18 protein-coding genes are annotated in these 23,469 nt (G+C 48.8%); 3 read left to right on the top strand and 15 right to left on the bottom strand.

The window, feature by feature from the left end:
* Window positions 1-2 precede the first annotated feature (2 nt).
* Entirely contained in the window at window positions 3-497 is a 495-nt protein-coding gene (locus CVT49_05535; GenBank protein PKK84085.1) for a hypothetical protein, read from the bottom strand.
* 138 nt (window positions 498-635) lie between these two features.
* Window positions 636-1,403, bottom strand: a complete 768-nt coding sequence (locus tag CVT49_05530) for a radical SAM protein (GenBank protein ID PKK84084.1) — start codon at window positions 1,401-1,403, stop codon at window positions 636-638.
* Between the two features lie 119 nt (window positions 1,404-1,522).
* On the opposite strand from CVT49_05530, the gene CVT49_05525 reads away from it, so the two are divergent.
* Entirely contained in the window at window positions 1,523-1,741 is a 219-nt protein-coding gene (locus CVT49_05525) for a hypothetical protein (GenBank protein PKK84083.1), read from the top strand.
* Between the two features lie 77 nt (window positions 1,742-1,818).
* Entirely contained in the window at window positions 1,819-2,505 is a 687-nt protein-coding gene (locus tag CVT49_05520) for a hypothetical protein (GenBank protein ID PKK84082.1), read from the top strand.
* A 1-nt stretch (window position 2,506) separates the two neighbouring features.
* Here the strand turns inward: CVT49_05520 and CVT49_05515 are convergent, their stop codons facing one another.
* Both CVT49_05515 and CVT49_05510 read right to left on the bottom strand, forming a co-directional pair.
* Window positions 2,507-4,753, bottom strand: a complete 2,247-nt coding sequence (locus tag CVT49_05515) for a hypothetical protein (GenBank protein ID PKK84081.1) — start codon at window positions 4,751-4,753, stop codon at window positions 2,507-2,509.
* A gap of 26 nt (window positions 4,754-4,779) precedes the next feature.
* On the bottom strand, window positions 4,780-7,527 hold the full coding sequence (locus CVT49_05510) for a hypothetical protein (GenBank protein PKK84080.1): 2,748 nt from the start codon (window positions 7,525-7,527) through the stop codon (window positions 4,780-4,782).
* 539 nt (window positions 7,528-8,066) lie between these two features.
* Between CVT49_05510 and CVT49_05505 the strand changes: the two genes are divergently transcribed.
* Window positions 8,067-10,529, top strand: a complete 2,463-nt coding sequence (locus CVT49_05505) for a hypothetical protein (protein ID PKK84079.1) — start codon at window positions 8,067-8,069, stop codon at window positions 10,527-10,529.
* A gap of 59 nt (window positions 10,530-10,588) precedes the next feature.
* Here CVT49_05505 and CVT49_05500 read toward each other — a convergent pair whose 3' ends face one another.
* The 11 genes from CVT49_05500 to CVT49_05450 form a co-directional block, all read right to left on the bottom strand.
* Complete coding sequence (locus CVT49_05500; protein ID PKK84078.1) at window positions 10,589-11,914, bottom strand: hypothetical protein; 1,326 nt, start codon at window positions 11,912-11,914, stop codon at window positions 10,589-10,591.
* A gap of 30 nt (window positions 11,915-11,944) precedes the next feature.
* The gene (locus CVT49_05495; GenBank protein ID PKK84077.1) at window positions 11,945-13,168 is read right to left on the bottom strand and encodes a hypothetical protein; all 1,224 of its coding nucleotides are present in this window, start codon (window positions 13,166-13,168) and stop codon (window positions 11,945-11,947) included.
* Window positions 13,155-14,084, bottom strand: a complete 930-nt coding sequence (locus CVT49_05490; protein PKK84076.1) for a hypothetical protein — start codon at window positions 14,082-14,084, stop codon at window positions 13,155-13,157. The genes CVT49_05495 and CVT49_05490 overlap by 14 nt, the downstream gene beginning before the upstream one ends.
* Window positions 14,077-16,050 (bottom strand): hypothetical protein, encoded by a 1,974-nt coding sequence (locus tag CVT49_05485; protein ID PKK84075.1) that lies wholly within the window; start codon window positions 16,048-16,050, stop codon window positions 14,077-14,079. The genes CVT49_05490 and CVT49_05485 overlap by 8 nt, the downstream gene beginning before the upstream one ends.
* A gap of 60 nt (window positions 16,051-16,110) precedes the next feature.
* Window positions 16,111-16,974, bottom strand: a complete 864-nt coding sequence (locus CVT49_05480) for a hypothetical protein (protein PKK84074.1) — start codon at window positions 16,972-16,974, stop codon at window positions 16,111-16,113.
* Complete coding sequence (locus CVT49_05475) at window positions 16,881-17,555, bottom strand: hypothetical protein (GenBank protein PKK84073.1); 675 nt, start codon at window positions 17,553-17,555, stop codon at window positions 16,881-16,883. The genes CVT49_05480 and CVT49_05475 overlap by 94 nt, the downstream gene beginning before the upstream one ends.
* Complete coding sequence (locus CVT49_05470; protein PKK84072.1) at window positions 17,542-18,741, bottom strand: hypothetical protein; 1,200 nt, start codon at window positions 18,739-18,741, stop codon at window positions 17,542-17,544. The genes CVT49_05475 and CVT49_05470 overlap by 14 nt, the downstream gene beginning before the upstream one ends.
* Window positions 18,683-19,735, bottom strand: a complete 1,053-nt coding sequence (locus CVT49_05465; GenBank protein ID PKK84071.1) for a glycosyl transferase family 2 — start codon at window positions 19,733-19,735, stop codon at window positions 18,683-18,685. The genes CVT49_05470 and CVT49_05465 overlap by 59 nt, the downstream gene beginning before the upstream one ends.
* Window positions 19,728-21,773, bottom strand: coding sequence for a hypothetical protein (locus CVT49_05460; GenBank protein PKK84070.1), 2,046 nt, complete (start codon window positions 21,771-21,773; stop codon window positions 19,728-19,730). Before CVT49_05460 ends, CVT49_05465 begins: the two co-directional genes overlap by 8 nt.
* 230 nt (window positions 21,774-22,003) lie before the next feature.
* Window positions 22,004-22,435, bottom strand: coding sequence for a hypothetical protein (locus tag CVT49_05455; GenBank protein ID PKK84069.1), 432 nt, complete (start codon window positions 22,433-22,435; stop codon window positions 22,004-22,006).
* A gap of 501 nt (window positions 22,436-22,936) precedes the next feature.
* Window positions 22,937-23,356: a hypothetical protein gene (locus CVT49_05450; protein PKK84099.1), complete on the bottom strand. Its 420-nt coding sequence runs from the start codon at window positions 23,354-23,356 to the stop codon at window positions 22,937-22,939.
* Window positions 23,357-23,469 lie beyond the last annotated feature (113 nt).

The following is a 23,469-nucleotide window of genomic DNA, read 5'->3' as shown; positions in this document are numbered from 1 at the left end:
TTTTAATGATATTTCTGGTGCCCGATTAAAATCTGAGGCGTTTTAATGAAAATGTTATATCTGGATTTCAAGATTCTGATTATCTCCCGCCAGGTTTCGCCCTCCTTTTTTTTCGCGATAAGCCGGTCTATTTGATCTTTATAAAGCGAGTCACAAACCGGGCAGTTCCTGACAATTTCGAATGGAACATCAAAACGGTCATGTACGAAGGGGGTAAGTTTTTGCTTCAGTTTAAGCAGAGCCTGGTGATGGATGGCTTCGATTCGTTTAAGCGGTTTGTGAAACTCCCGGGCAATCTGCATAAGGGATCGGCCCGAATAATAATAAAGGTGGATTATATCCTGTTCGAGCGGCGCCAAAGTCTCCAGGGCGCGGTTTACCTCGGCCATTAAATGAACATCCGGCCCGGCAGCTTCCCAACAAACCTGAGTCTCTTCCCGATGATCCGGGTCACAGCTAATCTCGACAATCCAGTCGTGATAGATTATATTGGTCATAGCACTCCTTTCGATTACACGAAAGGAAACCACTTGACCGACCGGAATTCAAGGACATGCCGATCACTGAAAATACCCTGCTTTTATTCGGGTTATATCATGTGATTCACATGTCGGGAAAAGAGGAAATTATCGACGTTAGAAGATTTTTATCGGGATATCAGTAAATTGTCGGGCTATCGACACAAGATGCAACAACCCTTCTTTATCGATTTTAGTGAGCCTACCGTCCGGTGTGGGGCGATCAAGTGAGTATATGTGACATTCCCCTGGTCTTAACAACTTAATTTGTCGGGCCCATTCCTTGATGTGATTTTCAGTATAATTGCCTTGTTCGCCGCCGGCAAACAAGGCCTGTATGGAAAAATCACCCAGCATTTTGAGCCCATCGATGATTTCATCAAAAGTGACATCCTTGTGAGGACGGTTAAATTTCCTGAACATTTCATCATTGCCGGCATCAAGTTTCATAAATCGGACATCAAGCCGCCCCAGCGCCTCGCGAATATCCGCCCGGCCCACCAATGCCGAATTGGACAAAATCGCCAGTCTGGCCTGCGGGGCGTACTTTTCCTTGACCTTGCGAACCTCTTCCACAATCGCTTTAAACTGCGGATGAAGGGTCGGCTCACCATTGCCGGAAAATGTGATATATGACACGGCCGGATATTCATCCAGGGCTCTAATCAGGGTCGTTGCGACACTTTCGACCGAAGGCATATCTTTGCCACCCCATTTCGACTTATAACCACTCGCAAGCGTATAGCCGTACTGACAATAGGCGCAGTTGAAGGAGCAGGCTTTGAAGCCGGTCGGCAGAAGATTAATGCCCAGCGAGGAACCAAGCCGTCTCGAATTTACGGGCCCGTATATGATGCCTTTTTGAAGATTCAGCATGCGGCTCATATTCCGACTCCAAATTATTCTTTCAAATCATAAACTTTTGTGTAAATTTAACATATACATGGTTAAAGTCAATGAGTGGAAATACGAACTTATAAATATAGCCTTAAGCGGGAGGAAGCATGGATCAGCAGCCAAACCATACACGGAAAAGTGACTCCGGCCAAATAATTGGCGGGATAATTGTGACCGGCGTCGGGCTTCTGTTTTTACTGGTGAATCTGGATATCGTCCCCGGCCTGGAGGAAATGTGGCCGGTATTTATTATTATTGTGGGGCTGGCCCTGATTGTGGACTCAATGCGAAAACGCGCCAGGAAAGATAACGGCAGGGAGATGTAACCCTGGACAATAATGATCAGGACAGATATCCGGTTTACTCGGAGGATGATTTTAAGCCGGTCCCGGAGCCGGCCACTTTGGAAACTCCAAGAAGAAGCAGGCTGTCGTATCTGACATTTTTTATCCTTCTGATTCTCTGGCCGATCCTGTCTATCCCCTTCGCCGGCGACCCCAAAGAAATTCTGGAAAAGATGGCAGTATCGCGGGCGCTTCTTGTTTATTTGCCCAATATTGTCATCCAATGGCTCGTTTTCACGCTGATTTTTGTCACCACTTTCCGCGAAGGAACCGGTCTGAAAGGAATTGGCTTTAACGGAATCAAATTAATTCACTTTTTGTGGGCCATAGCCTTTCTTCTGGCTTCGAATCTTATCCTGTCGCTGCTGGCCCTGCTTCTCAGTCAGGTCAATATCGCTATTCCCGGAGAGCTGGGATTGATTTTGCCGGAGACAAATACCGAAAGAGCGCTCTGGGTAATCTTATCCATAACGGCGGGAGTCTGTGAAGAAGCCGCATTTCGAGGTTATCTGGTAACCCGTATAAAACAGTTCGGGAGACTTAAGAGATGGACAATACCAATTATTGTCTCATCGATGGTCTTTGGTTCCGGCCATGCCTATCAGGGCGCCGGGGGATTAATTTTACTCAGTATTTACGGGGCGATGTTTGCCGTGCTATATATCCGGGCCGGAAGCCTCTGGCCCTGTATTATCGCCCACTTTTTTCAGGACTTTTCGGCCCTGTTTTATCCCTATCAATCCTGATCTATAAAATCGGCGGTGGACCGTTCCGATACAGGTAATTTATCAAATACGTGATATCGAGTAAATTTATGGCGCCGTTGCTGTCAACATCACCGGCATATGCATCGGGCGCCGGGCCGCTTTTATACAAATAATTAATCAGGTACAGAATATCGAGCAGATTTATATTACCGTCGCCATTGACATCACCTTTAATCTGATCACTCAGCGAAACATATCCGGTCATAACAAAGGGCTGATATTTGACAAAAGAGGCATCGAGCAATAACTGCTTGCTCGATAAAGTGGTCGTGTCGAGAATATTTGTCCCGGTACCGGATTGCAGCAGAAAATAGATATTGATAAGCCGGCCATACCCAGCTTCCAGCGGCGGATTGCTGCCATACAAATCGGGTGTAAACGAAAAAGTCGCTTTTCCTTCGAAAGGACTGAAGGCAATCATTTTGACCTGATCAAAATAGTCGGAGCGGCATGAATCCAAATCGAAATCAATATAATCCAGCTGCAGGGGGCCGCCATAGGTTATCGGCAGGACAAAATATTTCATAGGTTGCGAGTTTTTCAGATATATCGACATTTTGACCGTATCGCCTGCAGAGGCCACGATCCGCGGCATATAGACGGTATCGGCGAGAGCGACGATCATTTTCTTTATGGTGCGGTTATGCCTTCTGTCGGGCAGAAGATTCTCCAGCCTGACATCATAAGCGCCCCCTTCGGTATATGTGTGCACTGGATTTTCCACGATATCCGATTCTCCATCGCCGAAATTCCACAACCATTCGGTGGCGCCGATCGAACTATCGCTGAATTGCACTTCCATAGGGGCCTGGCCGACCCTGACATCGGAATAAAAGTCAACATAGGGTCTGCTGAAATTACCGAAGGCCATATTATATGTATCCCAGTTCGAAATGGTCACATCATTCTTATAGGAAAACTGATAGAAAATGACGACGTGATCGCTCGGCTCATTACCAAGCGATACCCACCCGTCAATCATATCATAGCAGTAATCGCTATTGGTCAGCCTGACGCCATCGGCGATAACGGAATCAATCGCTTGCAGCGGATGTTTGTCGGTATAGAAAAGCTTGCGATCACCTGAAGTATAAATGGTATCGACTATCGCCTCGACTCCGTCGCCATCGACATCGATCCAGGCAATCTCTTCAACCACCGTGGCCGGCTGGGCGCGCCAGACCGGATTCGATGTCAGGCTGTCGCCAAGATTTTCATAAACGCGTAACTGGTCCCACCATCTTCCGGCGGCCAGATCATCATCGCCGTCATTGTCATAATCATACAAGGCGATCGCCGACCCATAGCCGCCATCCCCCGACCGCCATCTGGGGTACCCTTCCAGCACCCCTGTCCCGTCATTATAATAAACCCGATAGTATCCCTGTCCCGCGTTTTGATAATTGAAAGCTACAATCAAATCCAGCCAGCCGTCGCCGTTGATATCGCCGAAAATAACCGTATTGGCCGAGCTGGCCAGCATGGAATGCCATGACGGTGTGGTTTCAATAACTCCATTATAATTGTAATAGACCTCAGCCGCCTTGTCATCGTAGCAGAAAGCCAGATCGAGATCGCCGTCGTTGTCAACATCACCCCAGGTAACATCCATCGCTTCGGTCGCAACGCCCGACTGCCACCCCGGTGTCGTCTGAAGAGTGCCGTCAATATTGTAATAAATATAATCATACAATGCCGGGCCGCCGTATGACATCCCGGTGGCAAAGGCCAAATCCAGGTCACCGTCGCCGTCGGCGTCTCCAAAGGCGCAGGAGAAGGTGTACGTACTGTCGCCGCTGCGCCAATCAGCAATGGTGTTGGGCAGACCGTCCATATTCAGATATAAATTGGACAGATTCATCGTGACAAAGCCGCCCGCTCCCAGGAAATTCGCCACCGCCAGATCAGGAAAACCATTGTCGTCAACATCGCCGACCGCGCAGTGTCCCGAGTATTCGTTGTCGGCCGAAGACCATGAGGCCGAATGCGGTAATGTTCCGTATTCGGAAATATAGATGAAATTTTTCGCCCTGACGATGTCATTACCGTTGGACAAAAAAGCATCGATGTAGCCGTCATTGTTGCAGTCGCGCCAGATAAGCCCCGTGGAATAGACGTTTTCCTCCGAAGATTCCCAAAAAGTGGTATCCTCGAGCGGAACCTGTCCCTGCCCCCCGGTTACAATCAGTACATATATAAAGACCGACAGAACTATAACTCTCGCCATATCACTCACCCTCCGGTACTATTTGTTTATTTAATCAGGAGCATTTTCCTGGCTATGGCCAGATCTCCCACTTTCATCCTATAGAAGTAAATACCGCTGGAAGCACGGCTGCCGGTCATGTCGGTCCCGTCCCAGACAAGGCAGTGCCCGCCGGCTTCATATTCCCGGTCGGTCAGGGTTGCAACCATTTGTCCCAGCATGTTGTATATCGAAATATTGACGTGACTGCGCGAAGGTATGTTGAAGTCAATTTGCGTTTCGGGATTGAACGGATTGGGATAATTTTGATCAAGTTCAAACCGCACCGGCAAAACCGGTATTTCAATGTCGGAGACATCGGTGGAAAGATAATCAATCGCGGCTGCATATACATTTAACCCGTTACTCCTCGGATCGACCCAGCTAAACCATGCCGTCAGGTTCATGGCGGCCACGGATGGGGACATCATGAATTCCGGCAATGTAAAAGTGACCGAGTGCTTCCCGGCTGAGGCAAAATTATTATTGAAAATCTGGTAGTAAAGCTGCCGGTCAATGGCTTCTGATTCGACCCAGGTGGTAATGATATGGCCAACTTTGTCAACATCGATATCCGGCGTCATCGGATAATCCGAATCGGCCGAAAACATATTTGTCCCCGGTTTTATTATTGTTCCTGAAGATGATATAACCGTCAAATATAGTTTGGTAATAAGACCGCGTCCTTCCCAGATAATGAATATATTGCCGGCTGAATTGACAGCGGCGGCGATGTCAAGAATTTCAACACCGACCTGATCGCTGGGATAAGTAAAACGATTGAGAAAACTACCGTTATTGGCATACCGCGAAATGACAACAGTCGGACCTCCGGCGGCGTCGCGCGAAAGCCAGACTATCGTGAATATACCGGAATTGTCGACATTGATGGATATATCATCATTATCAATGTCAGGGGCGGTGGAAATCTTGAATATATTTCCCGACGGCGAACCGTCCGCGTTGAAATGCCGCCCATAGATATCTCCTGCTCCGTTTCGAAAATCAACCCAGGCGGCCAGGGCGGCGCCATTATCGGCCACAGCCGCAGACGGCCCTCTCTTTACAGCTATATTGACGCTGTCCGAGATTAAAAAGTCATTTTCTGTCATCTGGCCATCGATGGAGACAAATCGACCGAAAATTCTTTGTCCGGTGACTCCATTCACCGCACGACTGTCATTCCAGACCACCATTGCCTTTGATGCTGATGCCGCAATTTTGGGCTCATTCTGAAGAGCCTCGGGAATATCATTGTTTACTTTTCTATTGACGCCGCTCAAAGCGCCTCCGACAGATACCATTTGCAAATAAATATCTCCGGCATCATTGCGGACATCGATAAAAACGACCAGGACATTTTCATTTTCCAATACAGCCACATCCGGTTCGGATGATGGCGCCCCCAAAACATCATCATTAATTATTTTATCCTGAGCCAGAAGCGGAGCGCCGGCCGATGAAACAAGCTGCAAATAGATGTCTTTATTCCCCGACCGTAAATCGGTCCAGCCGCACAGGACCTTGCCGGAGACAACATTGCTGATCGCAGTCTCCCATCGCGAACCGGAGTTGTACAAATTTATCGCCGAAGCACCGCCATTAAGTGCAAAATTCGTGGTGAACCTCTGAACCTTGATGGTATCGATCTCACTTGATGCCGCCCAGGCAAGCCTGAGATTGCCGGAATCATCGACATCGGAACTTAAATCCCACGCGGTTATGCTGCTGTCACCCTGGGAGATCGCCTGATTACTTCCAACCAAACCGACTCCGGGAACATAGCGCTGCAGATAGACTTTCTGAGCCCCGCTGCGGCGGTCAAGCCAGCTTATGGCAAAACCATCGCGAGACGAATAGGCTATTTCCGGCATAATCTGAGCCGAATCATCGAAGGCCCCTTCAATAATACCAACATTGGCCCCGCTCAGGGCCCCGTCGGCATTAACCAATTGAAAAAATATGTCGGCATTTCCATTCCGGTAGTCTTCCCATGCCACCCCCATGCGGCCGGAAATATCGAAGGCTACGGTCGGCACCCATTGGGCATCACCCGAAACGTTGTTTATTTGAATGGCCCCGGTAAGAGCCGTTCCGGATGAACTGAAAAGCCGCAGCTTGACATTATTACCCGTGCCGTAATCTTCCCAGACCACAGCCAGACGGCTGCTGCCAAAATTGTCAATATCAAAGGGCCCGGCATAATTTTGGGGCGGGGAATCATTGACCACAAACGGCGCCAGTGTCTGTGCCATGGAGACATCATATCCGGCCGCAAAAATCTTTCCGCCGGCTTCATCACGCCATGCCAGATAAAAACCGCCGGCTCCATCGGGTGCGACACAGGGTTCGATTAAGTCAAAACCATCACTCCTGCCGACCAGCATACGATTGGTCGAAACGACATTACCGCTGGAATCGATAACTTGTCCGAAAATCTTGAAACTGCCTAATCTATCATCCTGCCAGACCATGACCAAACGATTAGCCGATATTCGCGCAAGGGACAAAAATTTCTGCTCGAATCTGGCCGGGGCAACTGATTCCGAAATTAATATATCGGGCAACTCGGTCAGCTTAAATGACGGTGAAACAGAATTATAATCGGGCTGCTTTTGGCTGATCGGCGGCGTGACCCGCAGCTGATGACGCTGCGGCCAGTCAAAGGATGATGGAATGGTTTTACCAAAAGCGGTAATTCCAGCGAAAAAGAAAGCGCTTATCAGAATGATTATCGGAAGCTTATTTGTCTTCAAATTTCAACCCCTCTCAATGATGTCTAACCATACTGAGACCTATTCCCGCAAAACATATGCCGCAAACGAAGTTAATCAAAACAACCCCTTAAGTATGGCGGCGGTGGAGTGGCTGGCGACTATCCTATTAAATCGCAAGATATTAGGAATAATGGGGAATTAGTCGAGGTGAGGGTTTGGAATCTTACTTTATTTGCCGGGTGACATCCTGTGCAACCCGGGGCAAACCGATTCACAAATTCTGAAGCCGCTATCCCTTTAAGCTTCAGCCGGCTCTTCCCAAAATTCCCAACAAAATAATATATCTCAAAAACGCCTTTATGTCAAGGTAATTGGGCGGCGATGCCCATGGGGCAACGGCCGGAGCCGGCCGCTCTAATTAAACAAACATACTAATAATGTTCAAATGATGCACAATGGAATTATCTGGATAAAAATATCCCGAATTGCATCTCCAAATGAAACCTCTGCTGTTGTTGCCCGTATCTAAAAAAAGAACAGGCAGGGCAAAAGGTTGGAACATTAATCTGAGGGAGATCATGGACTTCGTTAAAACAAAATTGGTGTACTTGGGATTAGTCCTTGCCTTACTTGCCGGAAGTTTTTCATATGCGGATGTAACCGCCGATCCCGTCAAAACGGCACTTGCGGTTCGAGCCGACGGCAAAATTGATATTGATGGTTATCTTAATGAATTAGCCTGGCAAAAAGCACAGGCTTTCTCTGATTTCAGACAGCATGATCCTGACGACGGTGCACAACCTACCGAATCGACTACCGTCAAAATTCTGTACGACGATGAGGCGATTTATTTCGCACTCTGGTGTTATGACAGTGAACCCGAAAAAATATGTCGTATATTGACCAGAAGAGACCGATTTACAGAATCGGACAAGGTCTCGGTGAGAATCGATTCGCACCATGACCATCAGACAAGTTACTGCTTCGGTGTGAATGCCGCGGGTGTCCTTCGCGATATTCTGATTTTTGACAACGATTGTGTCGACGAAACCTGGGATGCCGTATGGGAGGCCAACACTCAAATCACCACCTGGGGATGGACGGCGGAATTTAAGATTCCTTATTCGGCCCTGCGATTCCCGGAAGCGGATAATTATGAATGGGGGCTTTACATCGACCGCTATCTTCCGCGCCGCAATGAAGAGATTCAATGGCAATATGTGCCGAGACATGAAAACGGAGGCGTTTCCCGCTATGGACACCTGGCCGGAATCAGTAATATTCAGCCGCCCGGCCGCCTCGAGACATTGCCCTATATGGTGTCATACGGCGTCGCCGAACCGAAGTCATTGGGCAACACCAACGGCAGGAATTTCTTTTCCAATGTCGGTGTCGATCTGAAGTATGGGGTATCGTCCTCGGTAACTCTCGATGCCGCAATCAATCCTGATTTCGGACAGGTCGAGTCGGATCAGTCGGTCATCAACCTGTCCACTTTCGAGACTTTTTATCAAGAAAAGCGGCCATTTTTCCTTGAGGGCTCCGAAATATTCAGTAACCCGTATTTTTCACAATTCTATTCGCGAAGAATCGGCCGGTCACCCCGGTTTGGTGTCGCTGAGGCCGATTATTATATCGATCGACCCCAAAATACGACAATACTCAGCGCCCTTAAATTAACGGGCAAAACCAAAACCGGAACATCGTTCGGTGTCATGAATGCGTTGACACAGAAAGAAAAGACCAATTACGGCATTATTGACGATCCCAATATATATGAGGCGGTGGTCGAGCCGCTGGCAAACTACTCGGTGGTTCGGGTCAAACAGGATATTCATGGCAGTTCATATGTCGGCGGCATGGTTACCTCGGCCAATCAAAAGGATATGACCGACGCCTACACCGCGTCGACTGACTGGAAATTATACTCTAATAATAATATGTATTCTTTCGGCGGAACGGTGATCGGCACCAATAACGGCCCTGGAACCGGAGATCTGGCATGGGCCATGGCTTTCAACAAACTCAGCGGCCATATTCTCCGTGGGAACACCTTTATTGATTACTATGGGCGCAAGGTTAACTGGAACCGCCTCGGTTATATGTCGAGAAACTCGCAGAGAAGCATCAACAACTGGTGGCAGCTTTACAGTAATAAAGCTTTTTGGATTTTCAAGCAGCATAGTCTCAATTTTAATCACTGGTACCACGAGAATCTGGATGGTTATAAAGGCGCCAACGGCGGCAATATAAACGGCAGTGTTGTCTTCGCCAACAACTGGTGGGTAAATGTCGGCGTCGGACGCGACGGATCGCGGTACGATGATCGTGAGACGAGGGGTAACGGTCTATTTTACATAGAGCATAATTACCGGGGATGGTTCAATATCGGGACCAACTCGGCCAGGAAACTGTGCGCCGAAATCAATTTCCATCATGATAATGAACGTGACGGATTCTTCTACCTGTACGGCCTTTATACAAGTTACAGGCCGTTCACAAATTTCGAACTGTCGTTGTTTGCCGAGCACAAAATCAACCGTGATGTCGATTACTGGGTCGGTTCACAGTACAAAATTATCAACCCAGATGATGAAAACCCTGTCATTGACCCGAACGAAGAGGGGCTTCCGGTGGTGGGCAAGCTTGATAATAATGATGTGGATATTACACTGAGAAGCACCTACACCTTCCGCCGAAACATGACCATTCAGCTTTATACTCAGTTCTACATCTCGACCGGCGAGTTTGATACATACCAAAAGCTGGTGTCTGCCGAGGATCTTAAGGATGTTGATCTGGAAAATTACTATATAAATTTCGGCAGAGGCGATTTTAATTACAAGTCATTAAACCTGAATCTGGTTTTCCGCTGGGAATATCTTCCCGGCTCGACACTGTTCCTGGTCTGGACGCAGGCCCGCGACCGTTATGACACCGGTTTTGGTGATTTTGATTTCTCCCGGGATTTTAACAATATTTTCGATCTGCCCCAGACAAACACACTTTTGGTTAAGGCCAATTATTGGTGGAATATATAAAATAACCCCATTTTAGCCCTTTGCACAAAAAAGCCCCGCCTTTGGGCGGGGCTTTTTCCTTATACCGTAACGGCGGTTTTTTCTTCATGCAATCGTTTTATTCGCAGTCGGATTTTATCCTTGGCATCGTTAACGACCGTGTTGTCACAATCATTCTGCAGGTCGCAAAGGCGGCGCAATTCATTGAGAATGGTCGAAATGGTATCAACGCCCTCATTGATAATTTCGACCGATCTGCCCGCGGTGAGTGAACTATCATCTTTGCTTATCAATCGCTCCGGTTTGAAAATACGGGTTTGATTGATTATGATATCATTGATGTCAAAAATAAACTGACTGAAGGATTTTACGAGATCCCGGATCGATTCTCCATGGCCCGATGTCGATGTGGACAAATGTTTTTGCATCTGCATGTTTTCATGCAGCAACTGTTCCGCTATGAGATATTGTTTAAATAACAGGCGATTGGCATCACGCAGAATTTCCTCGATGGAACCGATATCGATATCCAGATAGGTCGATTCATTGGCTACCTCGCTGATCGATACCTGCTCGATTTTACCCAGTTTTTCCAAAGATAAGCCGAGATTATCAGCCAGAATATGCTTATTTTCGAATTCTTCCTTATCGGGCTGCGGTTCATCGAGAACCCTGAATTTCGAGATATGATTAGCCAGGCCGACTATCTGATTGAGTCTCTGCTTTTCGGATCTGACCCCTTCATCAAAGACCACATGATGACTGCCGACAGCGGCACAGATTATTTCCGGAAGGCCCCATTGTTTGAGAAGAAACTGCCCCACCCGGGCATGGTTGGTTCCCCATATCCGTTGCTCGACCGATGTCAGTCTGACGCCCGATTCAACCAGGCGGCTATTCTTGGCAAACTCCTGCGGGAAAGATGCTTCGAGCACCAGCGAGCCGATATCATGCAACAGCCCCGCAACAAATGCTTCCTCGGCCGGTTCATAGCCTATCTCACGCGCAATGGCCCGTGAGGTCAGCGCCACTTCCAGCGAGTGTCTCCAGAATTTTACTCGATCGATGCTCTGCCCCATCGACTTAAACTTATCATATATCGACGCCGCCAGCGCCACCGCAGTAACGGTCCTTAGACCAACGGTTACCACCGCCTGATGAATGGTGGTGATTTCGCGAGCTTGCCCGTAATAAGGAGAATTAACAATACGTAGTAATTTTGCGGTTAGGGCCGGATCCTTTTTTATGATCCCGGCCAGGTCGGCCACTGAGGCGTCCGGATTATTCGCCACGTTGACCACTTCAATAATGATCTGCGGCAAGGATGACAGTTCCTTGTTGTCCTCAAGTAATTTCTTAAATATATCCGGACTCATAAAATCCTCTGGTTTTTTGGTATCAGTCATTCTCTTTTATTATCGACTGAAATGAATGATTTATTTAGAGGACTCGCGGCGGGCAATTTTTTGATTTAGACGCCTGATGCGCTTTTGTATATCCGTTAAGGCGGAATCTCGAGGCGGGCGGACAGATTTTGCCTTCAGAGTATATTCCAGAGCGCGCTGAAAATCCCCCGCTTTATGTTCATAAAACTTGGCCAGCTCAATCCCGGACCAGAAGGATTCCTCGACCGCCCGGGCCGCAATTTCCTCCCATAAAACAACCGCTTTCTCATAATCACCGTTTCTCTTATATGACAATGATTGAAGAAACAGGATATCGAAACGGTCATAACTATGAGAGAGTTCATCGAATTCCTCGAGGAACCGGCAAACGTCCCCGTGTTCACGGCGGCGCTCCATTATTCGAGCCAGAGATAAAACATCGTCAGGGTCGGAAATTTTTTCCGAGGGGGCCTCATGAATCGCGGCAATATGGCACATTATAAAATAAAGCGAAACAATATCATTAAGGTTGTGCTCCGCAATCAAATCCATCTGGTAAGTGTCATCCGAGGCCAGCCAGTTAAAGTACATCGAGGGCACGAGATAACCGGGAATATCATCCTGCCGGTAAAAATCAAGAATTTGCTGTTCGACATTGCCAAGATTGCACTTTTTTATCCGCCGCCGGTGTAGTCTTCTGACCGTATGCAGAAGATCTATATGGTCGGCATATTCAAGGTTCCGTTCCACCCGCTGGATTATCATCCTGTCGCTGATAATGGGAATGTCGAAGGCACGGCCGTTATAACTGACAAGCACCGTGTCCGGTCTTATCTCGGCCCGAACCGCTTCCAGCATCGCTTCTTCATCGGGAAAATCAGGCAGGAAATATTGCCTGACTTCGAAACCGTTGTCCTTAAGGGAACCGAAGCCGATCAAAAACGCCACTGTACCCGATCCGCCCAGCCCGGTTGTTTCGGTATCAAAAAAAAGAAATTTTTCAGGGTCGAGCGTAATGCTCTCATCGGCGTTCTCGAAATATTTCTTCCGAAATATCGGCAGCCGATTTCTATCGGGCATCATGTGTTTGCCGTGAAAATAATCTTCATCGAATCTATTGATAATTTTGATAAAAGTGCCGTTGGAATGTCTCATCAGGTCGCCGTCGAGACATTCAGCCAGCTTTTGGTAACGACTTCCGGAGACCTTTTCACCGCTGTTTTCGGGACTATTTACAATATGTCTCGAAAATCTTCCCAGTTTATTCTGAAGCATATTTTTTAAGGACCTTTTCGATATAAAATAATACGACGGGATCCTTTTCCGTCTTGTGCAGAAGTTCGACGGCGCCGCAGGCAACCGAGGAATTGCAGTCCAGTATTCCTTCCACAGCCAGGGCCCGCCTCAGCGGAGAATTTGAGGCCAATTGCTGGGTTAATATAACAGCGGCCGAGTCGCCGCCGATGGTTCCCAATGTGCTGCAGCCGAGATTGCCCAACAGCTCATTCGCGGATGCCAGCGAATCGCTAATGATTCCTATCACTTCCGGGCCGAACTCGACCAGCGCTTCGGAAGCGCACATCCTCGCCCCGTAGAAATCATCGCCAAGCATAGCTGTCAACTTTGGCGCCGCCCCTACAATTTTCAATTTGGCGGCCGCCACTACGGCCGATTTACGGACATTTTCACTCGAATCATCCAGGGCCCCGACAACGGCATCACCGGCACGGCTATGGCCGATATCGCCCAGCGCGGCCACGGCATTCGAGCGAATGCGCCAGTCGCCGTGATGAGTGATTTTTGTAATGGCATCGATAGCCGTGGAATCCTTGATCTTTCCCAGCGCATAGCAGGCCCGGCCGGATATTTCCGGGTCATTATTCGGTAAGAGCTCCATTAAATACGGGGTCGCCGCTTTGCCGATCTTGATCAGAATATCACTGACGGCGCGGGATTCGCGGGCCACCTGCGTGTCGATTTTGCCGATCAACCTGGGGACCGCCAATGCACCCATGGCCACTAAGGAATCCTGGGCAAGCTGGACCATGTCGCGATATTTCAGTTCACCCGATGAGGCAATAATAAATAATGAATCGACTTTTTTCTCAGTATCATCCTTCGGGGTCTGTTCCGCTGCAACAACCGATACAAACGCCATTATCATCAGAAATATGTTTAACGATTTACTCATTGCCGTTCAGCCTCTCAACCGCAACGCCGGCCGAATCGGTCGGCCAGTTTTCGATATCCATTCCGCCCCCCCATTTGGAATCGGTTTTCCAGTAACCGCCCTCGACTCCCTGGCCGGTGTATTGGTCCTTGCCCGACATATCAATAAAAAGACCGATTGAGCCAAAATCGCGGCGCGGATTGCCATAGCCATGCGTATTTAATCCCGAGCGAACATAATAGGTATCATCACCGCGATCATCGATCAAAAGTCCGAAACCATTTGCAGAACCCGCCGCCTGCGAGAGATCATCTGCCTGGTAAATGTCATTGCCGCTTCGATCAAGCATGATACCGCAGCCATAATCGTGCCCGACTCCCTGCATCAGGCCTTTCCCTCGATAGAAATCATCACCTTTTTCATCGATCAATATTCCCAGCGACATATGAACCCCTGTCCCCTGCGCATACTGGTAAGATACATATTGATCATTGCCGTCAATATCACATATTAATCCCAATGACCACCAGTAACTGGCGCCCTGTCCGAAAATATCGGAAATATAATTATCATTACCCTCAAAATCAAAGATGGCCCCGATACCGCCGCCGGTATAGGGCCGCAGTCCCTGGCCAAAACCTTGCGAAAGAGAGAGATAATGAACATTGGTCCCGGCCAGACCATAAGTTTCGGTGTATTTGCCGCCGGCCAGGTACTGGTCGTTACCGCCATAATCAGCGATGATACCGATACCCTCGATCATGCCCAATCCCTGGGAAAGCAGGGCCGCCGAGTAAAGGTCCGAGCCGCTCTTATCCAGAAGCAACCCCAGTCCAAAGGTCGCCGCGCCCTGGGTGTGGATATCGCCGAAATACTTATCGCTGCCGCCGCCGTCAAAAAGAAGGCCCAGACCGAAATAGCCTGACCCGCACGAGAAGTGCCCCCCGTTGTAAATATCGTCCCCGCCCAGATCGAATAACAGGCCGGCCGACAAACATCCGGAACCGAGCACAAAGTCCGATTTGGCATTGTACAAGTCATTACCGGCCATATCGATAATTATGGTTCCATGGGGCGAAGCCGGGTCATAGGACAATTCATAAATATCATTGCCGCCGAAATCCAGGATGAAATGATATTCTCCGCGATAAACATCATCACCAGTCCCGCCGATGGCCCATTTCTCATGCCGCCCGAGATATTCGGCAATACCGGTCCGCGCCGGAAGCACGGCTGTATCGGCCAGAATTTGTTTTGAAATCAGATTCCCGGCATCGAGTTCCTCTTTCATCCGCACGGCCTCGCCATAAAAGACACCGGCGGCATCGATACCGGCCAAGACTATAAAATCCTTCTTGATTCTTCCCGCCATCTCGACAAACCTTTTGGTGTATTCCTCCTCGGCCTTCTGAATGGAATCGAGCACATCGACCGGTTTATTGGCATCGGCGGTATCTTCAAGAATCGTCTGTTTGAATTCATTAAGTATAAACTTTCGTTCGTCGGCGCTTATCCCGGCCAGCGTAGAATCGAGCGCCTTCGGAAAGCGGTCATATAGAAACGACTGCACTTTCATAAGCAGCCGGTTGAGCTCCATCGAATTGTAATAGAGATTTATCCCGGCGTACATATTCTCATCTTCCGGGAAGCGATACTGCCTTAATATTCCCGATTGCGTTTCCTTGCGCAAATTATCGAAGGCAAACCTCAGGATCGGGTCCGGCTGGCCGCCCCGGCATTTATCCCGGAATTTTTCCGTGAATTCAATCATGCGGTACGGCTGGTTCATCAGATCGGCGACAGTCTCGAGCCGGAAGCTGTCTTTTTTTGAGTAATCATCGCGAAGATGCAGGTCACTCATCTTAAGATTCAGGAGTGCCGTCAATTGCTCGACAGCCTGCCGTTCATAGACCGAATCGGCTGTTTCCTGGGCCGAAACGAAGGAAAAGGCCAGGCAAAAAGCGAGTAGAATGATCGATTCTTTCATAACGGTAATTAAAGACTGTTGACTGACCGGGTCAATTAAATTTTCGATATTAGCGGTCCATTACTTCTTTTTTGTCAAAACCCAGACCCAGGCCGGAAACAGTGGATATATCATAGTGAAAATCCGGCGCGGGAGTCTTGATATGATATTTCCTTTTCTAATAACATCATCGGCGCAAAAGCTTTCCGGGTTCTCGAAAATCATATTGGTATAGTCGTGCCGCCAGAAATTCCCGGTCAGGAATTTAAGCTTTTTCAGTGACAGCAGTCGGACATCATAGATCCCTTTTTTGCCGGCAAGTTTCATATATATATCGGCCAGCCAATGCGGCAGCCATGACAGGAACGGCAAAAAGTAGTGACCTTCGATCAGAACATACCGGTTGCCGGCCCCGAAATAACAGAAACCGTCATATTTCAGGACGCGGAAGATTTCCGACATCAGTTCTTCCTGGCGATCGACATGCTCATATATCTGATTGCAAATGATGACATCGACACTATTATCAGCCAGCGAGATTTCCGTGCCGTCGGCACAAAGAAATTCAATGTTCTTTCTGCGGCTGTTTTCCTTGCCCCATTTCAATCCCTCGGTATCGACATCGAGCGCGATGATGGTCCTGAAATTTTCCGCAAAGCGCTCGGTCATTATACCGGTGGATGAACCCAGGTCCAGACAGACCAGATCATTCAGCGGTCTGAACGAAAAATGCTGACAGACCGCCACCACCTTGTCGGCCTTTTTTTGCCGGGATTCAATATCATACAGAACCGGGAATCTTTCAGAAAATGTCCCCATCGTTTCATTCATTCTGGTCCGGGTCACGGTAGTCATAATTTCCTCAGTCTGTAAATCGAAGATATGGCGAATAAAGAAGGAAACATCTGTGCCAGGGGCATGAATAGTTTCGTCATCAGCTTCCATCGCGGCGGTATAATCGGCACAAATTTGCGGTCGGCAACAATCAGGTTGGTTTTTTCGAATAGCTGCCGGTCGCGCGAGGGTGAAAAAAGCCGGACATGGGAATGACTGAAATGCCCCAGATGCGATTTGCCGAAGAGAATTTTCAATCTCGATACAATATGGAACTCATTGGGGACCGAAATAACCATCTCGCCGTCATCCTCAAGCGCATATTTCAGCCTTTTCAATGCGCGCAGCGGGTAATAAAGCTGCTGAAGGACTTCCAGGCACAGAATAATATCATATTTCTCATAAGGTTCATCACGCTCGATATCGAGAATCATGGCCCGGTGCCCCTTCTGACTGACCATGGTAATTATGTCGGGGGAAACATCGGAGCCGACCACATCATATCCCAGGCGGGCGAAATAGTCGAGGATCAGGCCGCGTCCGCACCCCAGATCGAATAACCGCCCGGATTCTTTCGACAGCAGGCGGTGCACTATTCCCGCGCGCTGCAGGGAGCGCGGATCGGTCTTCGCGTCCGGCTGTTCGCGCCAGTATTGATCGAAAAATGTTTGTTTTTCCTCAAGCGTCGGCATAACCAAACTCGGCTCTGTTATTCATAACTTTGACAGCTTCCAGCCATTCGGCCACGGCTTGCACCGAGTTCTTGATATCAAGCTCGTCCAGTGCGCGCGGACAATTCTCGGCGAATTGCGCGGCCCGGGTGGTCATCTCGCCCATTCTCAAGGCAAGAGCCTTCACATCGCCGGTGGGGAAATGACAGCCCACTTTATATATATCGATGAAATACGGCATGTCGCCGATGTCGGAACATATTACCGGCACGCCGGCCTGCATCGCTTCACCAAAAGTAAGCGGCAGGGAATCCGAATGTGACGGGATCAGCGCCGCTATCGAGTTAACCAGCAACTCATTGATTTGATGTCTCGGCAGGTATCCGCAGCAGGTCACGGAATCGGTCAGGTGGTATTCCTCAATCAATTCTTTCAGCCGCTGCTCCGAGCTGCCGGTCCCGACATAATACAATTTCCAACCGGGATGATCGCCCGCAAACAACCGAAAGGCTTCCAGCAAATCAAAAACACCTTTGCTCTTTTCCACTCTTCCGACGCAGATAAACCTTTTCTCGGGAGTCTTCTTTCCGGCGGTTTGGATATCGATGGCATGATAACTGGGGATAAACCGGCAGGCGGAATCGGACAGCGCCTGGACTTTCATGGCCAGTTCATAACCATCGGCGTAAAGCTGATCGGCACACTTAAGCACTTTGCGGATAACATTTCCGGCAATCGGAAGCTGTGCCCAGCTGTTAATATCCGAGCCGAGAGCCCAGACCGCATAAGGAATGTGATATTTTTCCGACAATTTATAGGCAATATAGCCCGAAGGCGCCGCCCACAGGGCAAGGATACCGTCATACTTATTTTTTTCCAGGAGGGCCGCCCCGGTCTCATAACCGCGGTTGAAGTACCTTTTTATCTTGAGAAGGCTGGCCGGATGATATAACGGGAGCTGGGATATAACCGTCGATCCGTCCGACCATTTAAAAGTATGCACCGCGCTGTCAATATAGGATGCATCTTCGCACTTGCTGTGATAGTACGGCGTGACGACATCGGCCGTTATATCCCCGTTCTTCAGGGCCATTCTGAAGTCGTGCACAAAAGGTGACGCGACATCATCCGGCCCGACCGGATAGCGGTTAGTGATTATCAGTAATCGTTTTTTGGTCTGCATAATCATCCTGATATATATCTCCATTAGGCCTGCGGGAAGTGACTTCCGCTATTGATTCCGGCCTGTTTTTTTCGATGAGTTCTTCGATCTTATGCTGATGATTCTGTAATTTATAAACTTCCCTGCGAAGTCCGACCATCTGCGTCCCCAGAAAACCGAACAGTATTACCTGCAGCCCAGCAACAAGCAGAAGCACCATCAGGGTCATCAGCGGGCGGTTGGGATTAAGCGCCGCGGTTTGCCACAGATATATCATGTACATCCCGATGCCCAGTCCGGCCGCAATGAGCATCAATCCGGCCAATCCGAAAAGAAGCGAAGGCCGCTCGAAGAATGAGAAGACAAGATGCGACAAAGCGGTGGCTTTGAAGCGGAATTTCGACTTCCCTTTTTTCCGCGAGCGGAGAATAGCCGGAAATTCAAGCGGAACAAAACCGGAAGCCAGCGCTTTGGACAGAATTTCCAGGTGAATTTCCTTTTTGTCCGATTCCAGATCGAGCCGCTTGACCACTTCCGCCTTATAGCCGCGCAGGATTCCGGTCAGCGTCTTTATTTTGCCGCGCATGGCCGATGAGAGTATAATATTCCCCAGTTTCGAGATCAACAGCCGCTTGAACGGGACATCCTCGGTGCCGCCGTCATGCATGTACGGCGACCCGATAACAAAATCAACTTCCGGATTGTCTTTTAACAGACGGTACATCACCGTCAGGTATTCCTCGGAATATGACAGGTCGCAGTCAATAGTCAGGATATATCTTCCCTGCGCCGCCTTAATACCGGTTCTGATGGCTTTTCCGCGGCCGGCATTGAGCTTGTATCCGGCATATCTGATTCGCGGGTCCTCGGCCGCATACTGCCTGATCTTTTCGGCGGTATCATCGGTCGAACCGTCATCGACGGCAATGATCTCAAAACTCTGACCCGTAATGGTCAGCGCCGCGGCCATCCTTTCGAGGTTCTGCGGAATATTGGCCGCTTCGTTATATGACGGTACGACAACGGATATTTCAATCATTTTGGGCCACCGCTCCTTCCCTGTTCATTGCGTCAAGAATGGATTTGGCAAGCTTGAGACAATTCGGATCCTGCGAATCGATTTCAAGGGCGTCGGATAAGTATTTTAATGATTCTTTATATCTTTTCGCCTTGGCCAGGGCCGAAGCCAGGTGAAGGCGGAGATCAATGCTCTCTTTGTCGAGAGCCAGCGCCCGCTTGAAAAGCTGCCATGAAATGTCGCTGTAACCATGCCGCTCGAAATATACGCCGAGAGTGAAGATCCAGCGGCCGGTGAATTCAGCGGTGAGTGATTCATTTTCACAGCCATCGGTCATAAGCGTCATCAGTTCGACATGCTCTTCATAAAAATTCTTGTCAAACGCGACATCCTGATTTTCCCCGACATACTTGAAGACAATTCCATGCGGGACAATTTCATCGTGCTTAATACCCGGGACGCCGAATTGTAGATAAATATCCTTCTGATCGGCATTGAGGCGGCAGATCGCTCGGGCCCATTCATCGGCCTTGCCGGCAAAATCACCGGTGAAGTCTTCGGGGAAATGCAGATCCGGATAATTGATCGTCAGTTGCTTGCGATAGGCCGGGTTGAGCATGGCGCCCGGAGACAGAATATCAATCCGGCAGGCCGTGGAATCGACATATGCACGATACCACATCGGCAGCAGCAGGTCGTCTTCAGCGACAAGCAATATCGATCCCGTTGGAACATTCTGAATAATGGCTTTGCTTATTAGGTCCGGACCGCGCACATTGGATAAATCGGCTCGGGCAAAATTATCAGTGGCCGCAAAATAACCAAAGGCGCCGACCAGCAGGGTCATCATAACCGAGGCATGGCTGGTTAGTATTTTCAGGCGCATTATATATAGAAATCCGGCCATGCTGACTATCAGGACCAAACCCAACAGCGGAGCCAGGTAATTAACCAGATCATAATTATGCGGATCAAACTCGGCAGTCCACAAGACAACAGCCAGATTGAACAAAACCGCCAGCAACACAAACGGGAATACCTTTCGGGATATCTTGAATATCCCCCACAGGCCGAACAGTGTCAGCCCAATCAACGGCCAGCCGATCTGGTCGGCCATAAACATGCCGATTCTCTTCAGCCGCAAGAGATAGTCCGGTGCGGCCGTCATCGCCGCAAAATCGGCCATATCCGATGAGCGGGTTATGGCGGCCAGAAAGCCCTTGAGGCTGTCCGGACGGCCCCAGTTGATATCCGGCTCGAACGCGGCCCGGAAGGGCAGATAGAAATATATGCTGAAGGCCACAAACGCAAAGAAGGTGACAATCAGTATCGATCCGAATTTCTGACCGAAACTGGCCCATTGAGAAATAAATAGATATATGAACGCCGGAATAAAAGCCAGCGCCAGTAAAGGATGATTGGCAAAGGACAGAGCATAAAGCCAGATTCCCAAAAACACCAGCCGGCGGCTTTCGTCTCGGACGCCCTTGAAGCAGGCCAGAAGCGCGGCCAGAGTCAGGAAAAGATGCAGCGAATAGACTTCGGTGCGAACGGCCGACAGCCATACCGGCAGCGAAACGGCGAACAAAGCGGTCACGGCCAGCATGGGCAGGAGTATAAATGAAGTTCCGACCAGCGATTCATCCTGTACTACCCGCATACCGCGGTTGCCTTCCTCGTGCTCAACAAAATGTTTCGCATCCGAGCCGGGCGCCGGGATATCGGCAAAATGCCTGACCAGCAGATAGAAGAGCATCACCGCCAGCGCCGCAAAAATGGCCGACATCAGATTCGAGGCCAGGGCCGGGTCCAACCCCGGGATTATTGCGAACAATCTTCCCAGCAACGTATAAAGCGGGAAAGACGGCGAATGCGGCAAACCCAGCGTGTAGTTGGTGGACGTAAAGGCCGCGGAATCGCCCCAGAAAAGTGAGGGGGCCATAGTTCGTAAATAAAGAGCCAGCGAACCGATGAAAGCCATCAGCGGCACCAGCCAATTTGTCAGACTCTTATATGGTGACGGTCTGACATAAGTATAATCAGTTTCATGTTTTACCATAACTAACCATCCTTCTTTGCCTTAGCATACTCCACACAGAGCCTGTCGAACATATTGATAGACGGGCTTAATGTATATATCTCTTTTCGGCTGATTTCTCCAAAATCTGACAATTTTATGGGAAAATATTGCGGGATATATACATCGTTTCAGGGCTGGCCAAAACCGGCCCCCATAAAAAAAAGCGGCCCGCCAGGGCGGACCGCTAAAGGACATTAGATTTTCAAACCTTAACTGGTCGCGTCATCCGAAGTGCAGACAAGGTTACCGCCGTTGTCTATGGTCCAGGAATCAACGGTAGCATCATCGTCAAGAATACCGCAGGTCGCCGTTACCAAAAGGTTGGTAGCGTCGGCAGTCGTAATTGTATAGGTATACTTGGCCGAGGCCGGTATTTCAACACCAATGGTGATTAAAGCATTGGGAGCGCCGGCATTTCCGACGACAGCCTGACCCCAGTAGGTGTTATTCTGCTGGCGGTAGGTTCTTTCCATGGTGTAGATCTGTTTCAGAATGCCCTTGCATTCCGACTGCTTCGACTTGGTAGTGGCGGTCATGAACCGCGGAATGGCCAGAGCAGCCAGGATGCCGATGATAACGACCACGATCATCAACTCGATGAGGGTGAAACCCTTCTGACGGTTGTGGAACTTTGAAAACATTCGAACCTCCTATAGGTTATTTTGGGTTTGATGTTCAATTCTCCGATATCCAGTTATCGCAAATGGTTTGCCATTCCCGGCAAAAGGCAAAATTTTGGCTACTATGGGATGTGTAAATGAATGTCATTCAACATAAAAGGATTTAATATTTTTTACATATGTGGCTTTCCGCCAACAGGTTTGGGGAACTCCCCATAATGGCATTAGTAGATTTTCGCAATCTTTTTTGCATTTTGCAAAGCGCAACATTGAACGGAACGAGCCGTTCAGGTTCAAGATCGCAATAAAAAAAGCCCGCTTGAGCGGCCTAAAAAGTTGCGTCAGGTCTTGATTTCACTTCCAAGTTAAATTGTGACCTGACGCATGTTGGTCTTAGTATTTAATAGCTAAATAGTTATAGTGGTGCCGGTTCACACCCCCGATAAATCGAGAGCAAGAACCGGCACAACAATGCAAAAAAAAGCCCGCTTGAGCGGGCTTTACACGATATATATGAAAGGGCTAAAGTTGCGCATCATCGGACAAGCAAACCAATATCCCCAAATGATCTATCTGCCAGACATCCGGCGCCGGATCATCATCGAGAATATTCGATGTTGCTATGGCGGTAAAGGTATTGACGGTGGCATTAATAGTGTATGTGTACATTGAGGTTGCCGGTATCTCAACCCATATCAGGGACAAGGCACTTGGAGCAGTGGCGCTGGCCGCTCCTCCGGGAATATAGTATCCCGTTCCCTGTTGGCGGTAAGTCCTTTGATTGGTATAGATTTGCTTTAATATCAACTTGGCTTCGGACTGCTTGTTTTTGGTCGAAACCGCCATAAATCTGGGGATGGCCATCGCGGCCAGAATTCCTATAATGACAACGACTATCATCAACTCGATTAAAGTAAAGCCGGTATTATCATTTTTTCGTATCACGACACACCTCACAATGTTATTGGGTGGCGCTGTGCATAAGCATATCATAACCAGATCAATGCAAATGGTATTCCCAATAGACCATTACATTGATTCTATCTATATCTGTT

The organism is candidate division Zixibacteria bacterium HGW-Zixibacteria-1, assembly GCA_002838945.1.
Lineage (GTDB): Bacteria > Zixibacteria > MSB-5A5 > GN15 > PGXB01 > PGXB01.
The sequence above is the reverse complement of the archived record's forward strand: the minus strand, read 5'-3'. Positions and strand labels throughout refer to the sequence as shown.

Excerpts from the sequence above, each read along its gene's own strand:
- CVT49_05470 (PKK84072.1), bottom strand. The coding sequence starts at position 18,741 with ATGGAGATATATATCAGGATGATTATGCAGACCAAAAAACGATTACTG.
- CVT49_05455 (PKK84069.1), bottom strand. The coding sequence starts at position 22,435 with ATGTTTTCAAAGTTCCACAACCGTCAGAAGGGTTTCACCCTCATCGAG.
- CVT49_05490 (PKK84076.1), bottom strand. The coding sequence starts at position 14,084 with ATGAGTAAATCGTTAAACATATTTCTGATGATAATGGCGTTTGTATCG.
- CVT49_05500 (PKK84078.1), bottom strand. The coding sequence starts at position 11,914 with ATGACTGATACCAAAAAACCAGAGGATTTTATGAGTCCGGATATATTT.
- CVT49_05480 (PKK84074.1), bottom strand. The coding sequence starts at position 16,974 with ATGGAAGCTGATGACGAAACTATTCATGCCCCTGGCACAGATGTTTCC.
- CVT49_05505 (PKK84079.1), top strand. The coding sequence starts at position 8,067 with ATGGACTTCGTTAAAACAAAATTGGTGTACTTGGGATTAGTCCTTGCC.
- CVT49_05475 (PKK84073.1), bottom strand. The coding sequence starts at position 17,555 with ATGCCGACGCTTGAGGAAAAACAAACATTTTTCGATCAATACTGGCGC.
- CVT49_05495 (PKK84077.1), bottom strand. The coding sequence starts at position 13,168 with ATGCTTCAGAATAAACTGGGAAGATTTTCGAGACATATTGTAAATAGT.
- CVT49_05515 (PKK84081.1), bottom strand. The coding sequence starts at position 4,753 with ATGGCGAGAGTTATAGTTCTGTCGGTCTTTATATATGTACTGATTGTA.
- CVT49_05525 (PKK84083.1), top strand. The coding sequence starts at position 1,523 with ATGGATCAGCAGCCAAACCATACACGGAAAAGTGACTCCGGCCAAATA.
- CVT49_05465 (PKK84071.1), bottom strand. The coding sequence starts at position 19,735 with ATGATTGAAATATCCGTTGTCGTACCGTCATATAACGAAGCGGCCAAT.
- CVT49_05535 (PKK84085.1), bottom strand. The coding sequence starts at position 497 with ATGACCAATATAATCTATCACGACTGGATTGTCGAGATTAGCTGTGAC.
- CVT49_05485 (PKK84075.1), bottom strand. The coding sequence starts at position 16,050 with ATGAAAGAATCGATCATTCTACTCGCTTTTTGCCTGGCCTTTTCCTTC.
- CVT49_05530 (PKK84084.1), bottom strand. The coding sequence starts at position 1,403 with ATGAGCCGCATGCTGAATCTTCAAAAAGGCATCATATACGGGCCCGTA.
- CVT49_05460 (PKK84070.1), bottom strand. The coding sequence starts at position 21,773 with ATGGTAAAACATGAAACTGATTATACTTATGTCAGACCGTCACCATAT.